This window comes from Aquabacterium sp. TM01 (assembly GCF_057808345.1).
This window is the reverse complement of sequence record NZ_AP046529.1, coordinates 1424988-1446258: the sequence shown is the minus strand read 5'-3', so window position 1 is coordinate 1446258 and position 21271 is coordinate 1424988. Positions and strand designations below refer to the sequence as shown.

General features: G+C 64.2%; 16 protein-coding genes. 10 read left to right on the top strand and 6 right to left on the bottom strand.

Features of this window, described 5'->3' with window-relative positions:
- Window positions 1-26 precede the first annotated feature (26 nt).
- The 4 genes from sdhA to AC3WW4_RS06655 all read right to left on the bottom strand — a co-directional run bounded on the left by sdhA (window position 27) and on the right by AC3WW4_RS06655 (window position 3552).
- Window positions 27-1802 (bottom strand): succinate dehydrogenase flavoprotein subunit, encoded by a 1776-nt coding sequence (sdhA, locus tag AC3WW4_RS06670; RefSeq protein ID WP_488827591.1) that lies wholly within the window; start codon window positions 1800-1802, stop codon window positions 27-29.
- A gap of 4 nt (window positions 1803-1806) precedes the next feature.
- Window positions 1807-2169 carry a succinate dehydrogenase, hydrophobic membrane anchor protein gene (gene sdhD, locus AC3WW4_RS06665; protein WP_488827590.1) on the bottom strand — a complete coding sequence of 121 codons (363 nt, stop codon included), beginning with the start codon at window positions 2167-2169 and terminating at the stop codon, window positions 1807-1809.
- A gap of 32 nt (window positions 2170-2201) precedes the next feature.
- Window positions 2202-2639: a succinate dehydrogenase, cytochrome b556 subunit gene (sdhC, locus tag AC3WW4_RS06660; RefSeq protein WP_488827589.1), complete on the bottom strand. Its 438-nt coding sequence runs from the start codon at window positions 2637-2639 to the stop codon at window positions 2202-2204.
- 145 nt (window positions 2640-2784) lie between these two features.
- The gene (locus AC3WW4_RS06655) at window positions 2785-3552 is read right to left on the bottom strand and encodes a GntR family transcriptional regulator (protein ID WP_488829698.1); all 768 of its coding nucleotides are present in this window, start codon (window positions 3550-3552) and stop codon (window positions 2785-2787) included.
- 268 nt (window positions 3553-3820) lie between these two features.
- Between AC3WW4_RS06655 and AC3WW4_RS06650 the strand changes: the two genes are divergently transcribed.
- From AC3WW4_RS06650 to AC3WW4_RS06640, 3 genes are all read left to right on the top strand, one after another.
- On the top strand, window positions 3821-4810 hold the full coding sequence (locus AC3WW4_RS06650) for a malate dehydrogenase (protein WP_488827588.1): 990 nt from the start codon (window positions 3821-3823) through the stop codon (window positions 4808-4810).
- 147 nt (window positions 4811-4957) lie between these two features.
- Window positions 4958-5983: an HpcH/HpaI aldolase/citrate lyase family protein gene (locus AC3WW4_RS06645; protein ID WP_488827587.1), complete on the top strand. Its 1026-nt coding sequence runs from the start codon at window positions 4958-4960 to the stop codon at window positions 5981-5983.
- Window positions 5984-5988: 5 nt separating this feature from the next.
- Window positions 5989-6447: a hypothetical protein gene (locus AC3WW4_RS06640; protein ID WP_488827585.1), complete on the top strand. Its 459-nt coding sequence runs from the start codon at window positions 5989-5991 to the stop codon at window positions 6445-6447.
- A 43-nt stretch (window positions 6448-6490) separates the two neighbouring features.
- On the opposite strand, the gene AC3WW4_RS06635 is transcribed toward AC3WW4_RS06640, so the two are convergent.
- Window positions 6491-8404 (bottom strand): B12-binding domain-containing radical SAM protein, encoded by a 1914-nt coding sequence (locus tag AC3WW4_RS06635; protein ID WP_488827584.1) that lies wholly within the window; start codon window positions 8402-8404, stop codon window positions 6491-6493.
- A gap of 70 nt (window positions 8405-8474) precedes the next feature.
- The gene (gene prpR / locus AC3WW4_RS06630; protein ID WP_488827583.1) at window positions 8475-10466 is read right to left on the bottom strand and encodes a propionate catabolism operon regulatory protein PrpR; all 1992 of its coding nucleotides are present in this window, start codon (window positions 10464-10466) and stop codon (window positions 8475-8477) included.
- A gap of 225 nt (window positions 10467-10691) precedes the next feature.
- Between prpR and prpB the strand changes: the two genes are divergently transcribed.
- From prpB to AC3WW4_RS06595, 7 genes are all read left to right on the top strand, one after another.
- The gene (gene prpB / locus AC3WW4_RS06625) at window positions 10692-11576 is read left to right on the top strand and encodes a methylisocitrate lyase (protein ID WP_488827582.1); all 885 of its coding nucleotides are present in this window, start codon (window positions 10692-10694) and stop codon (window positions 11574-11576) included.
- A 37-nt stretch (window positions 11577-11613) separates the two neighbouring features.
- Window positions 11614-12777, top strand: a complete 1164-nt coding sequence (gene prpC, locus AC3WW4_RS06620; protein ID WP_488827581.1) for a bifunctional 2-methylcitrate synthase/citrate synthase — start codon at window positions 11614-11616, stop codon at window positions 12775-12777.
- Between the two features lie 110 nt (window positions 12778-12887).
- Window positions 12888-15506: a Fe/S-dependent 2-methylisocitrate dehydratase AcnD gene (acnD, locus tag AC3WW4_RS06615; protein ID WP_488827580.1), complete on the top strand. Its 2619-nt coding sequence runs from the start codon at window positions 12888-12890 to the stop codon at window positions 15504-15506.
- A 2-nt stretch (window positions 15507-15508) separates the two neighbouring features.
- Window positions 15509-16696 (top strand): 2-methylaconitate cis-trans isomerase PrpF, encoded by a 1188-nt coding sequence (gene prpF / locus AC3WW4_RS06610; RefSeq protein ID WP_488827579.1) that lies wholly within the window; start codon window positions 15509-15511, stop codon window positions 16694-16696.
- A gap of 119 nt (window positions 16697-16815) precedes the next feature.
- On the top strand, window positions 16816-17334 hold the full coding sequence (locus tag AC3WW4_RS06605) for a hypothetical protein (protein ID WP_488827578.1): 519 nt from the start codon (window positions 16816-16818) through the stop codon (window positions 17332-17334).
- 216 nt (window positions 17335-17550) lie between these two features.
- On the top strand, window positions 17551-20142 hold the full coding sequence (gene acnB, locus AC3WW4_RS06600) for a bifunctional aconitate hydratase 2/2-methylisocitrate dehydratase (protein ID WP_488827577.1): 2592 nt from the start codon (window positions 17551-17553) through the stop codon (window positions 20140-20142).
- Window positions 20143-20335: 193 nt separating this feature from the next.
- Window positions 20336-21223 (top strand): NAD-dependent epimerase/dehydratase family protein, encoded by an 888-nt coding sequence (locus AC3WW4_RS06595; protein ID WP_488827576.1) that lies wholly within the window; start codon window positions 20336-20338, stop codon window positions 21221-21223.
- Window positions 21224-21271 lie beyond the last annotated feature (48 nt).

Here is a 21271-nt window from a genome sequence, read left to right as displayed (position 1 = left end):
AATTCCTAATGACGTGTCGCTGACGATCAGAACGTACGGGCCTTGGGAGGAACAGATTCCGCCGTCAGAGGCTGCAGATTGACCGGCTTGTAGTCCAGGCGGCTGCCTTCGGAGTACCACAGCGAGTGGCGCATCCAATTGTCATCGTCGCGGTTCGGGAAGTCATCGTGGGCGTGGGCGCCACGGCTTTCCTTGCGTGCCGCAGCGGCCACCATGGTGGCTTGGGCGGCTTCGATCAGGTTTTCGACTTCCAGCGCTTCGACACGGGCGGTGTTGAAGACCTTGGAGTTGTCCTTCAGGCCGATGCTCGAGACGCGCTCACGCACGGCTGCGATCTTCTTGACGCCTTCGTCCATGATGGCTTGCGTGCGGAACACGCCAGCGTGGGTCTGCATGGTCGAGCGGATGTCGTTGGCCACGTCTTGCGAGTACTCGCCGTTCTTGGCTGAGTCCAAGCGTGCCAGGCGTGCCAGGGTCTTGTCGGCAGCATCCTTGGGCAGGGGCTTGTGGCTCTTGGTCTTGAGGTTGAAGTCGACGATGTGGTTACCCGCAGCGCGACCAAACACGACCAGGTCAAGCAGGGAGTTGGTGCCCAGGCGGTTGGCGCCGTGCACCGACACGCAAGAGCACTCACCCACGGCGTACAGACCGTTGATGATGTCGTTGTGCTTGCCGTTGGCCGGGATGACGACCTGACCGTGGACGTTCGTCGGGATGCCACCCATCTGATAGTGGATGGTCGGCACCACAGGAATGGATTCCTTGGTGATGTCGACGTTGGCAAAGTTGTGACCGATTTCTTCCACCGAAGGCAGACGCTTGCGGATGGTTTCAGCGCCCAGGTGGGTCATGTCCAGCAGGATGTAGTCCTTGTTGGGGCCACAGCCACGGCCTTCCTTGATTTCCTGGTCCATCGAGCGGGACACGAAGTCACGCGGGGCCAGATCCTTCAGGGTGGGCGCATAACGCTCCATGAAGCGCTCGCCATTGCTGTTGCGCAGGATCGCGCCTTCGCCACGGCAGCCTTCGGTCAGCAGCACGCCCGCACCGGCCACGCCGGTGGGGTGGAACTGCCAGAATTCCATGTCTTCCAGAGGGATGCCTGCACGTGCAGCCATGCCCAGGCCGTCACCGGTGTTGATGAAGGCGTTGGTGGAAGCCTGGTAAATACGGCCGGCACCACCAGTGGCCAGCAGCACGGTCTTGGCTTGCAGCACGTGCACTTCGCCAGTTTCCATTTCCAGGGCGGTCACGCCCACGGCGTCGCCTTCGGCATCACGGATGATGTCCAGGGCCATCCACTCCACGAAGAACTGGGTGCGAGCCTTGACGTTTTGCTGGTACAGGGTGTGCAGCAGGGCGTGGCCGGTACGGTCAGCCGCGGCGCAAGCGCGTTGCACGGGCTTTTCACCGTAGTTCGCGGTGTGGCCGCCGAACGGACGCTGGTAGATGGTGCCGTCGGCGTTGCGGTCGAAGGGCATGCCGAAGTGCTCGAGCTCGTACACGACCTTGGGTGCTTCACGGCACATGAACTCGATGGCGTCCTGGTCGCCCAGCCAGTCAGAGCCCTTGATGGTGTCGTAGAAGTGATAGTGCCAGTTGTCTTCGGACATGTTGCCCAGCGAGGCACCGATACCGCCCTGAGCGGCCACCGTGTGCGAACGGGTGGGGAAGACCTTGGACAGCACGGCCACGTTCAGGCCAGCCAGGGACAGCTGCAGCGACGCGCGCATGCCGGAGCCGCCGGCCCCGACGATCACGACGTCAAACTTGCGGGTAGGAAGAGAAGAGGTAGCGGTCATTTTTTTACAGTCTCCACAGCACTTGGATGGCCCAACCGGCACAACCCACGAGCCAAACGATGGCGAACACATACAGGCTCAGGCGGATGCTGACCGGCTTGATGTAGTCCATGAAGATTTCGCGCACGCCCACCCACACGTGGTAGAGCATGGCCAGGATGACCACGAAGGTCAGGACCTTCATCCACTGCGACGAGAAGATGCCCGCCCAGCTTTCATAGCCCAGAGGGCCGCCAAAAATGACCTGGGCCAGCAGCACGATGGTGAACAGCGCCATCAGCACGGCAGTGACGCGCTGCGCCAGCCAGTCGCGCAGACCGTAGTGCGCACCGGTCACGATGCGCTTGGTTCCGTAGTTTTGAGACATGGTTGTTGTTTCCTGCAGTCGGGACGTGGGGATCAGAACAGGCCGAAGAGCTTGGCAGCCAGCACCACAGTCAGGCCCGAGCTCAGCACCAGGGTGGTGACAGCGGTCGACTTGCCCGCTTGCTTAGAGTAGGAATGGGTCACTTCCATCAGCAGATGGCGCATGCCAGCGGTGAAGTGCGTCAGGTAAGCCCAGATCAGCGCCAGAGCGATGAGCTTGAAAAACCAGCCGGGGATCGCGCCACCGGCACAACCGACCGTGAACACCGACGTGAAGGACTCATACGAGATTTCCGACGTGACACTCGCGTCGAACATCCAGATGATGAAAGGCATCAGCAGGAACATCAGTGCGCCGCTGATCCGGTGCAGGATCGAAACGATCCCTGCCAGAGGCAAACGGTAGGTGACGATGTCACTCACGTGAATGTTCCGGTAGACGGGGCGTGGGGTTTTCGCGTTGTCAGCCATGTTGTAAGAGCTCCTGCCGAGCGTCAATAATCTGTCAAGGAAGCGAGGATTTTAGGGCAATCCCCAGCCCGACGTTTTCACGCTGTTATGTGCCGGCCTGAGACAAGCACACAACAAGACGCAAAAAAGGTACACGATCTGTCTGTCAACTCAGCTCGTTTCGGTAGTAGTGACGGTCGGTGCGGTAGAGGCCGCGGCGCAGTTCAACGGGTTGATCACCGTAGGTGAAGGACAGGCGCTCGACGCTCAGCAGCGGACTACCCACCTCGACCTGCAGCACGCTCGCCACCGACGCGTCGGCCAGCACGGCACGGATTTTCTCTTCAGCGCGGATCATGCGCACACCGAACTCGGATTCAAAAAGCCCGTACATCGGACCTTGGTATTGACTCAGGCGGTCTGCCGTCAGGCCTTTGAACAGGTGCCCGGGTAGCCAGATGTCGTCCAGAACGACCGGCTGGCCGGCAAAGTGCAGGACCCGGCGCACTTCCACCACCATGTCGCCGGACTTGAGTTGCAGCGCGCGCGCCACATCGGCCGGCGCGCGCAGGCGGCGGCAGTCGAGGAATTCGCGTCGCGTGGCGTCGGGGGACTGGTCGGGGTGGTCGGGTGCGAGGCGCAGAAAGCGGAATTGCACCTGCTCCTCGGCATGGGTGGCCACGAAAGTGCCCTTGCCTTGCCGGCGTATGAGGAGGTTTTCAGCCGCGAGTTCGTCAACCGCCTTGCGCACCGTGCCCTGGCTGACCTTGAAGCGGGCCGCCAGCTCAAGCTCGCTCGGAATGGCCTCACCAGGACGCCACTCACCCGCTTGCAGGCTGCGCAGGATCAGGACCTTGATTTGCTGATACAGCGGGCTGAAGGACGGGCCAGCTACACCAGCACCCGCACCCGGCGACGCAGCGGCGTCGGCCATGTGGGAAGAAGGCGGAGGGGTCACCACAGCGTCAAGGTCTCGGTTGTCGATCGGGGTATGATCGTTGGTTGGTGTCGGCCGGCATGGATGAACGCTGACCGGATGCCATTGCACCACAACTGCCAGCCAAAGTCCACAAGTAGATAAAAGACATCTTATATAAGATATCAGACCATAGGCGAAGCGCGGTGATCTGTGCATAGACGGCTGCGCGACGCTACACTTGTGGGTTTTCCATTAATCCGCCCTCACTTTTTCGGAGTTGCATATGAGCAAAGCACCCGTTCGCGTCGCCGTCACCGGCGCCGCTGGTCAAATTGGTTACGCCCTTCTGTTCCGCATCGCCTCTGGCGAAATGCTGGGCAAGGACCAGCCGGTGATCCTGCAATTGCTGGAAATCCCCGACGAAAAGGCCCAGAACGCGCTGAAGGGCGTGATCATGGAGCTGGAAGACTGCGCTTTCCCGCTGCTGGCCGGTATCGAAGCTCACTCCGATCCGATGACCGCTTTCAAGGACACCGACTACGCTTTGCTGGTTGGCGCACGTCCTCGCGGCCCTGGCATGGAGCGCGCTGACCTGCTGGCGGCCAACGCCCAGATCTTCACCGCTCAAGGCAAGGCCCTGAACGCTGTCGCTTCGCGCAACGTCAAGGTGCTGGTCGTCGGCAACCCCGCCAACACCAACGCTTACATCGCCATGAAGTCGGCTCCGGATCTGCCGGCCAAGAACTTCACCGCCATGCTGCGTCTGGACCACAACCGCGCTGCTTCGCAACTGGCTGCCAAGGCTGGCTTCAAGGTCGGCGACATCCGCAAGCTGACAGTGTGGGGCAACCACTCGCCCACGATGTACGCTGACTACCGCTTCGCCACCGTGAACGGCAAGTCGGTCAAGGAAACCATCAACGACCAGGACTGGAACGCCAACGTGTTCCTGCCCACCGTCGGCAAGCGTGGCGCTGCCATCATCGCCGCTCGCGGCCTGTCGTCGGCCGCTTCGGCTGCCAACGCCGCCATCGACCACATGCGCGACTGGGCCCTGGGCTCGAACGGCGAATGGGTCACCATGGGCGTGCCTTCGAATGGCGAGTACGGCATTCCTGCCGGCATCGTGTTCGGATTCCCCGTCACCACCACGCCTGACGGCGAGTACAAGATCGTCGAAGGTCTGGCAATCGATGCCTTCTCGCAAGAGTGCATCAACAAGACCCTGGCCGAACTGCAAGGCGAGCAAGACGGCGTCAAGCACCTGCTGTAATCCCCCTGTGTGAGACCTTGGTCATCCGGCTCGCGTCGGATGGGGCAAGGTAGATCACAATCAAAGCTGGCGGCCTTCGGGTCGGCCAGCTTTTTTTGTGCCGTGCGTCCTGATCCGGGACAACACGGCGCCCGCAAGGAACACACCATGTCCACCCTGAGCACCATTCACCCTCGTCAGGCGCTGTTCGGCAGCGAGCCCCTGCCCCCGACCCTGCCCGTTTGCGACCATTACTCCGGCGTGGAAGCGCGCATGCGCAAGAGCCTGATGTTGCAGGCCGAGATGGCCGAAGAGGGCAATGGCCGCGCCGTGTTCGACGTGACGCTGGACCTGGAGGATGGCGCGCCGGTGGGTGGCGAGCACGAACAGGCGCTGCTGGTGGCCGAGTTGATCGACAGCCCGCAAAACGCGTGCAACCGCGTGGGCGTGCGCGTACATGACCCGCGTCACCGTCGTTTCGAGGACGATGTGGACACCTTGATTCAGGCGGCTGGCCATCGGTTGGCCTACATCATGGTGCCCAAATTGGGGGATGTGGCCGATGCACAGCGCGCCATCGACACGATCAAGACAGCCCGGGTGCGGCATGGCGTGGAGCGGGTCGTGCCCGTGCATGGCCTGATCGAGACGCTCAAGGCGGTGCAGCAGGTGGACGAGATCGCGGCCCTGCCCGGCCTGGAGTCGCTGTCGTTCGGGCTGATGGATTTTGTATCCGAGCACCGGGGGGCGATTCCGGCCTCGGGCATGAGTGTGACGGGGCAGTTCAGCCATCCGCTGGTGATGCAGGCCAAGCTGAAGATTGCCGCGGCCTGCCATGCGGCGCGCGTCACGCCCTCGCATTGCGTGGTGACCGAGTTCAAGGACAAGCGCGCGCTAGGCAAGGCGGCAGAGCGGGCCTGCCGGGAGCTGGGTTACACCCGCATGTGGAGCATTCACCCCGATCAGATCCCGGTGATCATCGAGGCGTTTGCGCCGGTGTCGGCCGAGGTGGACGACGCGGTGGAGATTTTGATGGCCGCACAGGCGGCACATTGGGCACCCACCTCGTACCATGGAGTGCTGCATGACCGCGCCAGCTACCGTCATTACTGGCATGTGCTGGAGCGTGCCTGGTTGACCGGGCAGCCACTGCCGGCCGACACGGAAGCAGCCTTCTTTGCTGACGAGGCCTGAGGCCGGTGGACACCTTGGTGCTGGAGGGCTCGGAGGTGCGGGCCGTGCGCTGGGAGGCGAGCGATGCTGCGGAGGGCGGCACGGTGTGCGTGGTGTTTGCAGCGGCCTGCGTGCGTCGTGATCGGGTCGATGGCCCGGGTGCGACGGAGTCCAGCCAAGGCAGCGTCTGGGGCCACCTGTCACCCCTGACGCTGCGTTTGAGTGTCGTGATGAGCGCACCCAATGGGGATGCCTCGGAGTGCGGTCTGGGTGGCGATCTGGGGGATGCGATGGGCGCCCTGTCAGGAGGCGAGGTGCGGCACGGGGCGCAGGTGTGGCGCGCCCTGCCCTTGCCTTGCCATGTGAGCGGGTCGGTCACGCTGAGTCTGCGGTTTCAGGCTGGGCAGGAGTGGGTGTGGCAGGGCCACGAATTGACGGTGCAGGCCGAGGCCGACAGCCGCTTTTTTGAGTCCTACGCCTGCTGAGCAGGACCACTGCCGCCACCTGAGGGTGACCCAGCGTCGATGCTCAGACCTCGGCCAGTGCACGCTCGATGAAACGGCGCGACACGGTGGGACGCGGCACCTTGGACTTGAACCAGGCGCGCACGTCTTCGTCCAGGCCGATACCGTGCATGTAGTTGTAGATGGCCTTCTTGAGGGCTTGACCGAGCACGTCGTGATTCACGCCGGTAGGGTCGATGAAGCCGATGTCGTTCTTGGCGAAGCTGACCGGTGGCAAGGGGACCAGTTCGACGCCGTAGGCCTGCGGGTCTTGCCCCACGGGCGAATGGACGGTGCAGGCAAAGCGGTGGAAGAAGCCCGACTGGATGCAGCCTTCGGCAAAGAGCTGGCGCACGTATTCGAGCGCGTCGACGGTGTCCTGCACGGTTTGCGTGGGGAAGCCGTACATGAGGTAGGCGTGCACGAGGATGCCGGCATCGGTGAAGGCGCGGGTGACACGGGCAACCTGATCGACCGAGACGCCTTTTTTCATCAGCTTGAGCAGGCGGTCGGAGGCGACTTCCAGGCCACCGGAGATGGCGATGCAGCCGCTGTCGGCCAGCAGCAGGCACAGCTCGGGGGTGAAGGATTTTTCAAAGCGGACGTTGCCCCACCAGGAGATGGCCACCTTACGGCGGATCAGCTCTTGCGCGAGGGCTTTGAGAACCTTGGGCGGCGCGGCTTCGTCGACAAAGTGGAAGCCGGTCTGGCCGGTTTCACGCACGATGGCTTCGATGCGGTCAACCAGCACCTCGGCGCTCGCGGCTTCGTAGCGAGAGATGTAGTCGAGGCTGACGTCGCAGAAGCTGCACTTCTTCCAGTAGCAGCCGTGCGCCACGGTGAGCTTGTTCCAGCGCCCGTCTGACCACAGCCGGTTCATGGGGTTGAGCATGTCCAGCAGGGACAGGTAGCGATCGAGCGGCAGGCCATCCCAGGTGGGGGTGCCGACTTCGCCGAAGGGCACGTCGGGCTCGGCCCAGTTCAGGTAACGGACCTGGCCGGTTTCGGCCTCACGCACGAAGGTGCGCACGAAGCGCTGGACGGAGCGTTTGCCTTCGAGGTGTTCGAGCAGGGCCAGCAAGGGGCGCTCGCCGGCGTCGAGGGTGACGAAGTCGAAGTAGTCAAAGACCCGCGGCTCAGTGAGTTCGCGCAGTTCGGTGTTGACGAAGCCCCCGCCCAGCGCAAGCCGGATGTGAGGGTGCGTTTGCTTGATCGCTTGCGCCATGCGGAAGGCCGCGTACACCGCGCCGGGAAAGGGCACGGAGATCAACACGAGATCGGGCTGATGACGGGTGATGGCCTGCAGGGTCAGCTCGCGCAGCGTCGTGTCGACGAGGTTGAGTGGGGCGGTGAGCGCCTGCGCCAAGGGGTCGAAGGTGGGCTGGCTTTGAGCCAGGGACTCGGCGTAGCGCACGAACTCGAAACGGCCATCAACGGCGTCGCGCAGCACGTCGGCCAGGTCGTTGAGGTAGAGCGTGGCGAGGTGCTTGGCGCGGTCGGCCATGCCCAGCGCGCCAAAGGCCCAGGCCAGCGGATCGCCGCTGCCATCGTCGGCGTAGGCGTCGAGCGAGCGGAAGCGCGGTCCTTCGGGCAGGTAGTGGCGCGTGCAGATGCGGTGACCCAGCGTGGCATCGCGCCCTTGCAGAAAGGCGATGGTGGCGTCGATGGTGCTGAGGTAGGTGTCGCTGTGGCCGAGAAAGTGGTTGACCGGGGCGGTGCGCTGGGCTTCGGGCGTCTTCAACGCCTGCGCCTGGACGGCCTCCAACCCTTCGCGGGAGAGCAGCTTCAGCACGAGCGCCAAGGCGAGGTCTTCTTGCACCGCATCGACGCCGCGCGAGCGCAGGAAGCCCGTCAGGTACGCCGTAGAGGGGTACGGCGTGTTGAGCTGCGTCATCGGGGGGATCAGGGAGAGGACGCGCATGGCAGAAGTGGGGGACATGAAACGGCGACGGGCAGAGCAGAGGCGGTCAGAGACGGGGGGTGCGGCAATTGTGACAGCGACGCCCGAATCATGCTGGGTTGAGCTTGCGCCACAAGGTGGTGCGGCTGATGCCCAGGCGCTGGCTGGCCAAGGTACGGTCACCCCCGCATTCATCCAGCACCCGCTGGATCTCGGCACGTTCACGCTGGGTCTGATGGGCCTTGAGCGAGGACGGAACCTCGGCTGCATCAGAGGGGGGCTTGTCCGTGCCGATGGTGAACAGCTCGGGCGCCACGGTACGCACAAACGTGCGGGCGGCCTCGGGCGAGACGTTGGCGTCGCTGTCGGCGGATGGGTCGACGTGCGGATCGGCGTAGGCCACCAGGCGTTCGACGAGGTTTTCAAGTTCGCGCACGTTGCCGGGCCAGTGGTACGACGGTGCCTGCACGATCAGCGCGGCGACGATGGCCTCGGTGCGCGCCGGGTCGAGGTCCAGCCGGGTGCAAACCTTGCGGTGCAGGGCGCGCACGAGCTCGGGCAGGTCGTCCAGGCGGTCGCGCAAAGGGGGCATGTCGATGCGCAGGATGTTGAGGCGGTAGAACAGGTCTTGCCGGAAACTGCCCTCTTCGACATGGCGCAGCAGGTTGCGGTGCGTGGCGGCGATCACGCGGACGTTGACGGGGGTGGGCTCGGTGGCGCCAACGCGCAGCACCTCACGCTCTTGCAGCACGCGCAAGAGCCGCGATTGCAGGGACAGCGGCATCTCGCCGACCTCGTCGAGGAAGATGGTGCCTTTGTGAGCCGCCTCGAACAGGCCGATCTTGCCGCCGCGGCGCGCGCCGGTGAAGGCGCCTTCCTCGTAGCCGAACAGCTCGCTCTCCAGCAAAGTTTCGGACACCGCCGCGCAGTTGACGGCCACGAAGGGCAGCTCGCGGCGTTCGCTGGCCGTGTGGATGCCCTGGGCCACCAGCTCTTTGCCGGTACCGCTTTCGCCCAGGATGAGAACGGTGGCTTGGCTGCGCGCGCAACTGAGGGCCATGCGCTGCACGCGTTGCAAGGCGACGCTGTGACCCAGGAGTTGCTGCAGCTCGTAGCGGGCCGGAACGGTGTTGGGCTTGATGCGGGTGCGAATGTGGCGGTCGACCCGTTGGATGGAGATGGGGTCCTGGCCACTGAGCACGGCGCCGGTCAGCACGCCTTGCTCGACGATGGGGATGCGATTGACGATCAGGGCCTTGCCTTTGACCCGCTCGATTTTTTCCAGCTCCTGGGTGCCCAGACGCAAGGTGGCCTGCAGACTGAGTTCGGGGCAGACCTCGCTGAGCTTGAGGCCCAGCCACTGCGCGGGATCGATGCCCAGCCACTGGGCCATCGTCGGGTTGAGGGTCTGGATGCGCTCCTGGGCGTCGACCGCGATCACGCCATCGCTGAGTTGGGCCAGGATGGTGTTGAGGCGCTCGCGCTTGGTCAGCTCGATGCGCGAGGCACGCGCGATCTCGACGGCGTCTTCGAGGGCTTCGCGCACGGCGTCCATCGAATACAAAAAAATGCCGGTGAGGCCAATCTGGTCGGCCATGTCGGCGGCCACCCCTGAGCCTACGATCACCTCCACGCCGGCCTGCTGGAGTTCGCGCACGGCTTCCTGGGCTTCATCTTCGGTGCGGTAGCTGAGCTGGTGCACCCCGAGTCCGAAGAGGTCATCGAACTGGTGGATGTCAGGGGCCACGCCCACATAGGTGACCAGGCCGATGTGCGCAGACTGGCGCTTGGCTCGCGCCAGCGCCTGCATCAGGTCCAAGCCCCCCACTTTGACCACCACCACGGGCAGGTCCAGATGTTGGCGCAGGTAGCCGCCGTTGGAGCCGGCAGCCACCACCACGTCCACCGGCCGCTGGGCCTGCAGGGCGCGCACACGGGCCACGGCCTCTTCAAAGCCCACGTCCAGCACTTCGACGGCCGCACGGTCGGCGAATTCAGGGGCAAGGGCCTGCAACATTTTGTTGATGCGGCGAAAACCGACGGCCACAATGCGTGGCGGAGACTGAGTCGGATTGGCGCGGGGCAAGGGGTCGGTCAGCATGCCTGGCATTGTGCATGCGTTTCACAGTTGAATGAAACATCATTTCAATATCGAAACGCCAGCACAGGCCGCTCACGCTGTGCAAGGGTGAAAACCAGCCTGCCCCACCGTAAATCAATGACTTACAAAGCTTCTTTGGCATCATGAACACGCAGTACCCAGGCTGGCACGCACGTTGCGTTCTAGACCAGCATTCCCGCTGACACGTTCCACTGGAGACCCCACATGGCACTCACCTCCCCCGGCGCACGCTTTCGCCAGGCCCTCAAGGACGAATCGCCGCTGCAGATCATTGGCGCCATCAACGCCAACCATGCCCTGCTGGCCAAGCGCGCGGGTTACCGCGCCATCTACCTGTCTGGTGGCGGCGTGGCCGCTGGCTCGCTGGGCCTGCCTGACCTGGGCATCAACACGATGGACGACGTGCTGATCGACGTGCGTCGCATCACCGACGTGTGCGACACGCCCTTGCTGGTCGACATCGACACGGGCTTTGGCCCCTCCGCCTTCAACATCGAGCGCACCGTCAAGAGCCTGATCAAGGCCGGCGCTGCCGCTTGCCACATCGAAGACCAGGTGGGCGCCAAGCGCTGCGGACACCGCCCCGGCAAGGAAATCGTGACCACCGAAGAAATGGTGGACCGCGTCAAGGCCGCCGCCGATGCCAAGACCGACCCGGACTTCTTCCTGATCGCCCGTACCGACGCCATCCAGGTGCACGGTGTGGATGCCGCCATCGAGCGCGCGATCCAGTGCGTGGAAGCCGGTGCCGACGGCATCTTTGCCGAAGCCGCCTACGACCTGCCCACCTACGAGAAGTTCTGCAAGGCCGTGAACGTGCCCGTGCTGGCCAACATCACCGAGTTCGGCAAGACACCGCTGTTCAGCGTGGACGAACTGCGCCCCACCGGCGTCGGCATGGTGCTGTACCCGCTGAGCGCCTTCCGCGCCATGAACAAGGCCGCTGAAGCCGTGTACACGGCCATCCGCCGTGACGGCCATCAAAAGGCCGTCGTCGACCTGATGCAGACTCGCGAAGAGCTGTACGACCGCATCGGCTACCACGCCTTCGAGCAAAAGCTCGACGCGCTGTTTGCCGCCAAGAAGTAAATCCCCCGCTGCCACACGTCATCTGGAGACACATCCCATGAGCGCTACCCCCGAGACCACCACACCCGGTTTCAAGCCCAAGAAGTCCGTCGCCCTGTCCGGCACGGCCGCTGGCAACACCGCCCTGTGTACTGTGGGCCGCACCGGCAATGACCTGGCCTACCGCGGCTACGACATCCTGGACGTCGCCACCACCTGCGAATTCGAAGAGATCGCCCACCTGCTGGTGCATGGCAAGCTGCCCACCGTGGCCGAACTGGCTGGCTACAAGGCCAAGCTGAAAGCCCTGCGCGGCCTGCCCGCCGGCCTGAAGACCGCCCTGGAGCAACTGCCCCCGTCGGCGCACCCGATGGACGTGATGCGCACTGGCGTGTCGGTGCTGGGTTGCCTCTCGCCCGAGAAGGACGACCACAACCACCCCGGCGCCCGCGACATCGCCGACAAGCTGATGGCCTCGCTGGGCTCGATGCTGCTGTACTGGTACCACTACAGCCACAACGGCAAGCGCATCGAAGTCGAAACCGATGACGACTCCATCGGCGGCCACTTCCTGCACCTGCTGCACGGCGAGAAGCCCCGCGACAGCTGGGTGCGCGCGATGCACACCTCGCTGATCCTGTACGCCGAGCACGAGTTCAACGCCTCGACCTTCACCTCGCGTGTGGTGGCCGGCACGGGCTCGGACATGTACTCGGCCATCACCGGCGGCATCGGCGCGCTGCGTGGCCCCAAGCACGGCGGCGCCAACGAAGTGGCTTTTGAGATCCAGAAGCGCTACGATAACCCGAACGAGGCCGAGGCCGACATCCGCGCCCGCGTCGAGAAAAAGGAAGTCGTGATCGGCTTCGGTCACCCCGTCTACACCGTGAGCGACCCGCGCAACGTGGTCATCAAGAAGGTGGCGGAAGACCTGTCCAAGGAACAGGACAACATGAAGATGTACGACATCGCCGAGCGTCTGGAATCGGTGATGTGGGAAATCAAGAAGATGTTCCCGAACCTGGACTGGTTCTCAGCCGTGAGCTATCACATGATGGGCGTGCCCACCGCGATGTTCACCCCGCTGTTCGTGATCGCCCGCACCAGCGGCTGGTCGGCCCACGTGATCGAGCAACGCATTGACGGCAAGATCATCCGTCCGTCGGCCAACTACACCGGCCCAGAAGATCAGAAGTTCGTGCCGCTGAAAAAGCGCAAGTAATTCTGACCAGCCAGGACCAGGGCGCCACATGAACAACACGTGTGGCGCCTTTTGACCTTGTCAACCTCGCTGCCCCCGCGCCGCCGCCCCACACCTCACCGCTGCCCGCCATGAACACCCAATACCGCAAGAACCTGCCCGGCACCACGCTGGACTACTTCGACACCGAAGCCGCCGTGGAAGCCATCAAGCCGGGCGCCTGGGCCACCCTGCCCTACACCTCGCGCGTGCACGCCGAGAACATCGTGCGCAAGGCCGATCCGGCCATCATCACCGACTGCCTCAAGCAGATCATCGAACGCAAGCGTGACCTCGACTTCCCCTGGTTCCCGACCCGCGTGGCCTGCCACGACATCCTGGGCCAAACCGCCCTGGTGGACCTGGCCGGCCTGCGTGACGCCATCGCCAAGGAAGGCGGCGACCCCGCCAAGGTGAACCCGGTGGTGCCCGTGCAGTTGATCGTGGACCACTCGCTGGCCGTGGAGTGCGGGGGCTTTGACCCCGATGCGTTCCAAAAGAACCGCGACATCGAAGAGCGTCGCAACGAAGACCGCTTCCACTTCATCGAGTGGACGAAGAAGGCCTTCGCCAACGTGGACGTGATCCCGGCGGGCAACGGCATCATGCACCAAATCAATCTGGAGAAGATGTCCCCGGTCATCCACAACGACCACGGTCTGGCCTACCCCGACACCTGCGTGGGCACCGACTCGCACACCCCGCACGTGGACGCGCTGGGCGTGATCGCCATCGGCGTGGGCGGACTGGAAGCCGAGAACGTGATGCTGGGCCGCGCCTCGTGGATGCGCCTGCCCGAGATCGTGGGCGTGAAGCTGACCGGCCAACGCCAACCCGGCATCACCGCCACCGACGTGGTGCTGGCCCTGACCGAGTTCCTGCGCAAGTCCAAGGTCGTGGGCGCCTACCTGGAGTTCTACGGCGAAGGTGCCGCGAAACTGACCATCGGTGACCGCGCCACCATCTCTAACATGGCCCCTGAATACGGCGCCACCGCCGCCATGTTCAGCATCGACAACCAGACCCTGGACTACCTGACGCTGACAGGCCGCGACGCCGAACAAGTCAAGCTGGTCGAGACCTATGCGAAGCAAGCCGGCCTGTGGTCGGACTCGCTCAAGAATGCCGTGTACGAGCGCGACCTGACGTTCGATCTGTCGAGCGTCGTGCGCAACATGGCCGGCCCCTCGAACCCGCACGCCCGCCTGGCCACGGCCGATCTGGCCGCTAAGGGCATCGCTGGCAAGTGGGCCATGCCTTCGGCACAAGAAGGCACTATGCCCGATGGCGCCGTGATCATCGCTGCCATCACCTCGTGCACCAACACGTCCAACCCCCGCAACGTGATTGCCGCCGCGCTGCTGGCACGCAACGCCAACAAGCTGGGCCTAACCCGCAAGCCCTGGGTGAAGTCCTCGCTCGCCCCTGGCTCGAAGGCCGTGGAGCTGTACCTGAAGGAAGCCAATCTGCTGGGCGACCTGGAGAAGCTGGGCTTCGGCATCGTGGCGTTTGCCTGCACCACCTGCAACGGCATGTCGGGCGCGCTGGACCCCAAGATCCAGCAAGAGATCATTGACCGCGACCTGTACGCGACCGCCGTGCTCTCAGGCAACCGCAACTTTGACGGCCGCATCCACCCCTATGCCAAGCAGGCCTTCCTGGCCTCGCCCCCGCTGGTCGTGGCCTACGCCATTGCCGGCACCGTGCGCTTTGACATCGAAAACGATGTGCTCGCCGTGGTCGATGGCAAGGAAATCCGCCTGAAGGACATCTGGCCTTCGGACGAAGAGATCGATGCCATCGTCAAGGCCAGCGTCAAGCCCGAGATGTTCCGCGCCGTGTACGAGCCCATGTTCGCCATCCAGGCCGACAAGGGCGAGAAGGTCAGCCCGCAATACGACTGGCGTCCGCAGTCCACCTACATCCGTCGCCCGCCTTACTGGGACACAGAGGGTGTGGGCGCCCTGGCCGCCAACCCGCGCACGCTCAAGGGCATGCGCCCGCTGGCCATCCTGCCGGACAACATCACCACCGACCACCTGTCGCCCTCGAACGCGATCTTGATGAACTCGGCGGCTGGTGAGTACCTGCACAAGATGGGTCTGCCGGAGGAAGACTTCAACTCCTACGCCACCCACCGTGGCGACCACCTGACCGCCATGCGCGCCACCTTCGCAAACCCCACGCTGAAGAACGAGATGGTGCGTGACGCCGAAGGCAAGGTGAAGGCCGGTTCGCTGGCCCGCATCGAGCCCGAAGGCAAGGTCGTGCGCATGTGGGAGGCCATGGAGGCCTATCAAGAGCGCAAGCAGCCGCTGATCATCGTGGCCGGCGCCGACTACGGCCAAGGTTCCTCGCGTGACTGGGCCGCCAAGGGTGTGCGCCTGGCGGGTGTGGAAGCGATTGCGGCCGAAGGCTTCGAGCGCATCCACCGCACCAACCTGATCGGCATGGGCGTGATGCCGTTGGAGTTCAAGCCGGGCACCAACCGCCTGACGCTGAATCTGGACGGCACCGAGACCTATGACGTGGAAGGCGATCTGAAGCCCCGCGCTGACCTGAACCTGGTCATCACCCGCAAGAGTGGCGAAGTGGTGAAGGTGCCGATGACCTGCCGCCTGGACACGGCGGAAGAGGTGTCGGTGTACCAGGCTGGTGGTGTGCTGCAGCGCTTTGCGCAAGACTTCCTCGCCGCTAACAAGGCAGCTTGATCATGGCCTTCGCACCACAAATCAAGATCCCCGCCACCTACATCCGTGGCGGCACCAGCAAGGGCGTGTTCTTCCGCCTGCAGGACCTGCCCGAGGCTTGCCAGGTGCCGGGCGCGGCCCGTGACAAGCTGTTCATGCGCGTCATCGGCAGCCCCGACCCCTATGCCGCCCACATCGACGGCATGGGTGGCGCCACGTCGAGCACCAGCAAGTGCGTGATCCTGTCCAAGTCCAGCGTGCCCGATCACGATGTGGACTACCTCTACGGTCAGGTCTCGATCGACAAGCCCTTCGTGGACTGGTCGGGCAACTGCGGCAACCTGTCCACGGCAGCCGGCGCCTTCGCCATCCACGCGGGTCTGGTTGACCCAGCCCGCATCCCGCAAAACGGCGTGTGTGTGGTTCGCGTCTGGCAGGCCAACATCCAGAAGACCATCATCGCCCACGTGCCCGTGACCAACGGCCAGGTGCAGGAAACCGGTGATTTCGAGCTCGACGGAGTGACCTTCCCGGCTGCGGAGATCGTGCTGGAGTTCATGGACCCGTCCGACGATGGCGACGAAGGTGGCTCGATGTTCCCCACGGGCAACCTGGTCGATGACCTGGAGGTCCCCGGCATTGGCACGCTCAAGGCCACGATGATCACGGCGGGCATCCCGACTGTGTTCGTCAACGCCACCGACATCGGCTACACCGGCACCGAACTGCGCGAGCACATCAACAGCGACACCGAAGCGCTCAAGCGTTTCGAGGCCATCCGTGTGGCCGGCGCGCTGCGCATGGGCCTGATCAAGACGCCTGAAGAAGCCGCCACCCGCCAGCACACGCCCAAGATCGCCTTCGTTGCGCCGCCCACCGCTTACAAGGCATCCAGCGGCAAGACCATTGAGGCGTCAGACGTGGACCTGCTGGTGCGCGCCCTCTCGATGGGCAAGCTGCACCACGCCATGATGGGCACCTGCGCGGTCGCCATCGGCACCGCTGCTGCCATCCCCGGCACCCTGGTCAACCAGGCGGCTGGCGGCGGCGCGCGGGAGGCCGTACGCTTCGGCCACCCCTCGGGCACGCTGCGCGTGGGCGCCCAAGCCCAACAAGTGAACGGCCAGTGGACGGTGACGAAAGCCATCATGAGCCGCAGCGCCCGCATCCTCATGGAAGGCTGGGTGCGGGTGCCGGGTGACACCTTCTGAGGCAAACCCCCTCCCACCTCGTGCGTGAGCGGCGTACATTTGCTTGCCCCGCTCACGCGCACGAACACCGGATCGGCGGCAAAATCAGCTTTTGTTCCACGCCAGCCACCCCACACACCATGAGCACACTCACCTCCCGCCACCAACGCACCCGCACCCTGGCTCTGACGGCCGGCATGGTTCTGGGCATGGCTGCCAGTGTCCTGGCGCCCCAACTGGCTCACGCCCGGGTCACGTCGGCCAGCAAGCAGACCTTGGCCAACAACTTCACGCCCCCGCCTGAAGCCAGCGCCGAACAGTTGCAGGCGGCCGACCGCGTGCTCACTGGCCGCTACGCCTGCGAGTTCGGCAAGTCCGTCTCGGTGGACCGCAGCGAGCGTCACGCCGGCTACTTCGACCTGAAACTGGACCGCCAGGCCTGGGTCATGAAGCCGGTGGTGTCGAGCACCGGTGCCGTGCGCCTGGAAGACGTCAAGGGCAATGCGCTGCTGATCCAGATCCTCACCAAGTCCATGGTGATGGACCCGAAAGCCGGTCGCCGACTGGTGGATGGCTGTGTGCACGACGTGCAACGCGCCGCCGAAGCCGACCTGCGCAACTCCCCACGCCCCTCGCTGTTTGGCCCTGCCAGCAACTGATGGGGTTTTTCTAACGATGCGCCACGTGAAATTGCGTGAATTCACGTCGAATTCGTGACATTCACCGCTGTGGTGGGCGAAAATAGCAGGCTGCACGGAAATGACCTTTCCACGCGAGCGACGCGTTTTCTGCCCCACGGCGGTGATTCTTTTTGGAGGATCCGTACTGCCGGATCCGCGTTCGAACTTCTTGCCCCTCAACACCAGGTGAATACCATGTTGCAAGCCTATCGCGAACACGTTGCCGAGCGCGCCGCCCTCGGTATCCCTCCTCTGGCCCTGTCGGCCCAGCAAACCGCTGAACTGATCGAGCTGATCAAGAACCCGCCCGCTGGCGAAGACGCGTTCCTGCTGGACCTGCTGACCCACCGCGTCCCCCCGGGCGTGGACGATGCAGCCAAGGTCAAGGCCTCTTTCCTGACGGCTGTGGCCGATGGCGAACTCAAGGTCGGTCTGATCTCTCGCGCCAAGGCCACCGAGCTGCTCGGCACCATGGTCGGCGGCTACAACGTCAAGCCCCTGATCGACCTGCTGGGCGACGCTGAAGTCGGCACCATCGCCGCTGACGCGCTCAAGAAAACCCTGCTGATGTTCGACTTCTTCCACGACGTGGCAGAGCTGGCCAAGGGCGGCAACGCCAACGCCAAGAACGTCATCCAGTCCTGGGCCGACGCCGAGTGGTTCACCAGCCGTCCTCCGGTTGCCAAGAAGATCACCGTGACCGTGTTCAAGGTGCCTGGCGAAACCAACACCGACGACCTGTCGCCCGCTCCGGACGCCTGGAGCCGCCCTGACATCCCGATGCACTATCTGGCGATGCTCAAGAACACCCGTCCTGACGCGGCCTTCAAGCCCGAAGAAGACGGCAAGCGCGGCCCGATGCAGTTCATCGAAGACCTGAAGAAGAAGGGCAACCTGGTTGCCTACGTTGGCGACGTGGTCGGCACCGGTTCTTCCCGCAAGTCGGCCACCAACAGCGTGATCTGGGCCACCGGCGAAGACATCCCCTTCGTGCCCAACAAGCGCTTCGGCGGCGTGACCCTGGGTGGCAAGATCGCCCCCATCTTCTTCAACACGCAAGAAGACTCCGGCTCGCTGCCCATTGAAGTGGACGTGACCAACTTCGAAATGGGCGATGTCATCGACATCTACCCGTACGAAGGCAAGATCGAAAAGAACGGCGCTGTCGCCGCCAACTTCGAGCTGAAGTCGCAAGTGCTGCTGGACGAAGTCCAGGCTGGTGGCCGTATCAACCTGATCATCGGCCGCTCGCTGACCGCCAAGGCTCGTGAGTTCCTGGGTCAGCCCGCCTCCACCGCATTCCGCCTGCCCCAGTCGCCCGTCGACAGCGGCAAGGGCTTCACCCTGGCCCAGAAGATGGTCGGCCGCGCCTGCGGTCTGCCTGAAGGCAAGGGCGTGCGTCCTGGCACCTACTGCGAGCCCAAGATGACCACCGTGGGTTCGCAAGACACCACCGGCCCGATGACCCGCGACGAGCTGAAGGACCTGGCTTGCCTGGGCTTCTCGGCTGACCTGGTGATGCAGTCCTTCTGCCACACCGCGGCTTATCCGAAGCCCGTGGACGTGAAGATGCACCGCGAGCTGCCCGCCTTCATCTCGAACCGCGGCGGCGTGGCCCTGCGTCCGGGCGACGGCGTGATCCACTCGTGGCTGAACCGCCTGCTGTTGCCCGACACCGTCGGCACCGGTGGCGACTCGCACACCCGCTTCCCGATCGGCATTTCCTTCCCCGCTGGTTCGGGCTTGGTCGCCTTCGGTGCTGCCACCGGCGTGATGCCTCTGGACATGCCTGAGTCGGTGCTGGTGCGCTTCAAGGGCCAGATGCAGCCTGGCGTCACCCTGCGTGACCTGGTGCATGCCATCCCCCTGTACGCCATCAAGGCCGGTCTGCTGACCGTTGCCAAGGCCGGCAAGAAGAACATCTTCTCGGGTCGCGTGCTGGAAATCGAAGGCCTGCCTGACCTGAAGGTCGAGCAAGCGTTCGAACTGTCTGACGCTTCCGCTGAGCGTTCGGCTGCAGGTTGCACCATCAAGCTGAACAAGGAACCGGTCATCGAGTACATGAACTCGAACATCGTTCTGATGAAGAACATGATCGCCGACGGTTACGCCGATGCCCGCACCCTGGAGCGCCGCATCAAGTCGATGGAAGCCTGGTTGGCCAACCCCAACCTGCTGGAAGCCGACAAGGATGCCGAGTACGCTGCCGTCATCGAGATCGACCTGGCCGACATCAAGGAGCCGATCGTCTGCTGCCCGAACGACCCGGACGACGCCAAGTTCCTGTCCGAAGTCGCTGGCACCAAGATCGACGAAGCCTTCATCGGTTCGTGCATGACCAACATCGGTCACTTCCGCGCGGCCGGCAAGTTGCTGGAAGGCAAGAAGGACATCCCGGTGCGTCTGTGGGTGGCTCCGCCCACCAAGATGGACGCTGCCGAGCTGACCAAGGAAGGCATCTACAACACCTTCGGCACCGCTGGCGCCCGTACCGAAATGCCCGGCTGCTCGCTGTGCATGGGTAACCAGGCTCAGATCAAGGAAGGCTCGACCTGTATCTCCACGTCGACCCGTAACTTCCCGAACCGTCTGGGCAAGAACACCAACGTGTTCCTGGGCTCGGCCGAGCTGACCGCCGTCGCCTCCAAGCTGGGCAAGCTGCCGACCCCGGCCGAGTACATGGCTGAAGTCGGTGTGGTCACGAAGGACGCGGACAAGATCTACAAGTACCTGAACTTCAACCAGATTCAAGAGTACGTGGACACCGCCAAGACCGTGAAGGCCTGAGCCTTGCGTCCCTGACGCAGCGCTGAGCTGACACACAAGCCCGCCGGGGAAACTCGGCGGGCTTTTTTACGCCCTGATCGGACTCAAAAGCGAGTCACATCCACGTCAAATATGTGGCAGCGGCATCTGCGAGGCACACTCGGATCATGTCCATGCACGCCGGTGATGGTCAGGCCGGCATTGGGAGAAGACCATGAGAATCTTGCTGTGTGGTGCCCGTGGCTTTATTGGGAGTCACCTGCAGCGCGCCCTGCTGCGCGCGGGTCACGAGGTCATCGGTGGCGTGTCGTCGATGCGACCGGGGGAGCCTGACCGCATCGCCGTGGACTACACCCACGACGTGCACGTGGCCGATTGGCTGCCGCGCGTGCGTGACATGGATGCGGTGATCAACGCCGTCGGCATCCTGCGCAGCACCGCCCAGCGTCCGATCACGGCGGTGCACACCGACACACCAAACGCCTTGTTCGATGCCTGTGTCCAGACGGGCGTGCCCCGGGTCATCCAGATCTCGGCGCTAGGCATCGAGCACAGCGCCACGCAGTATGCGCAAACCAAGCTGGCCGCCGAACAGCACCTGCAGGCCCTGGTGAGTGCCGGCCGTCTCTCGGCCACCATCCTGCGGCCCAGCATCGTGTTCGGCAAAGGGGGCGCCAGCACTGCGCTGTTCGTCAACCTGGCCCGCCTGCCGGTGGCGCTGCTGCCCGGCCCGGTGATCGACGCCCAGGTGCAGCCCGTGGCCGTGACCGACCTCGCCGACGCGGTGGTGAACCTGCTGAGCGCCCATCCGCAGCCTCCGGGCCCGCTGGCGTGCGTAGGGCCCCAGCCGGTACAGTTGGGCGATTTCATCGCCAGCCTGCGTCAGCAACTGGGACACCGCCCTGCCAAGGTGCTGAGGCTGCCGGATGCGCTGACCTCGCTCAGCGCCCTCCTGGGCGATCTGGTGTCGGCCAGCCCCTGGAGCAGCGAGGCGGTCGACCTGTTGAAGCAACCCAACGTGGCCCCGGCAGCGGCCTTCGAGGCCGTGCTCGGCCGCTCAGGCGTGCACTACGGTCGTCTGCTGGCGGAGACCTGGCATTGAGCCAGCGGGGGGGGGGCTCCAACTCACATCTCCTTGCAAAGGCGCTCG

What these genes read in the sequence shown, in the direction of transcription:
- sdhC (WP_488827589.1), bottom strand. Translation starts at nt 2,639, where the DNA reads ATGGCTGACAACGCGAAAACCCCACGCCCCGTCTACCGGAACATTCAC.
- prpR (WP_488827583.1), bottom strand. Translation starts at nt 10,466, where the DNA reads ATGCTGACCGACCCCTTGCCCCGCGCCAATCCGACTCAGTCTCCGCCA.
- sdhA (WP_488827591.1), bottom strand. Translation starts at nt 1,802, where the DNA reads ATGACCGCTACCTCTTCTCTTCCTACCCGCAAGTTTGACGTCGTGATC.
- sdhD (WP_488827590.1), bottom strand. Translation starts at nt 2,169, where the DNA reads ATGTCTCAAAACTACGGAACCAAGCGCATCGTGACCGGTGCGCACTAC.
- acnD (WP_488827580.1), top strand. Translation starts at nt 12,888, where the DNA reads ATGAACACCCAATACCGCAAGAACCTGCCCGGCACCACGCTGGACTAC.
- prpC (WP_488827581.1), top strand. Translation starts at nt 11,614, where the DNA reads ATGAGCGCTACCCCCGAGACCACCACACCCGGTTTCAAGCCCAAGAAG.
- AC3WW4_RS06650 (WP_488827588.1), top strand. Translation starts at nt 3,821, where the DNA reads ATGAGCAAAGCACCCGTTCGCGTCGCCGTCACCGGCGCCGCTGGTCAA.
- AC3WW4_RS06655 (WP_488829698.1), bottom strand. Translation starts at nt 3,552, where the DNA reads ATGGCCGACGCCGCTGCGTCGCCGGGTGCGGGTGCTGGTGTAGCTGGC.
- acnB (WP_488827577.1), top strand. Translation starts at nt 17,551, where the DNA reads ATGTTGCAAGCCTATCGCGAACACGTTGCCGAGCGCGCCGCCCTCGGT.
- prpB (WP_488827582.1), top strand. Translation starts at nt 10,692, where the DNA reads ATGGCACTCACCTCCCCCGGCGCACGCTTTCGCCAGGCCCTCAAGGAC.
- AC3WW4_RS06645 (WP_488827587.1), top strand. Translation starts at nt 4,958, where the DNA reads ATGTCCACCCTGAGCACCATTCACCCTCGTCAGGCGCTGTTCGGCAGC.
- prpF (WP_488827579.1), top strand. Translation starts at nt 15,509, where the DNA reads ATGGCCTTCGCACCACAAATCAAGATCCCCGCCACCTACATCCGTGGC.
- AC3WW4_RS06605 (WP_488827578.1), top strand. Translation starts at nt 16,816, where the DNA reads ATGAGCACACTCACCTCCCGCCACCAACGCACCCGCACCCTGGCTCTG.
- AC3WW4_RS06635 (WP_488827584.1), bottom strand. Translation starts at nt 8,404, where the DNA reads ATGTCCCCCACTTCTGCCATGCGCGTCCTCTCCCTGATCCCCCCGATG.
- AC3WW4_RS06595 (WP_488827576.1), top strand. Translation starts at nt 20,336, where the DNA reads ATGAGAATCTTGCTGTGTGGTGCCCGTGGCTTTATTGGGAGTCACCTG.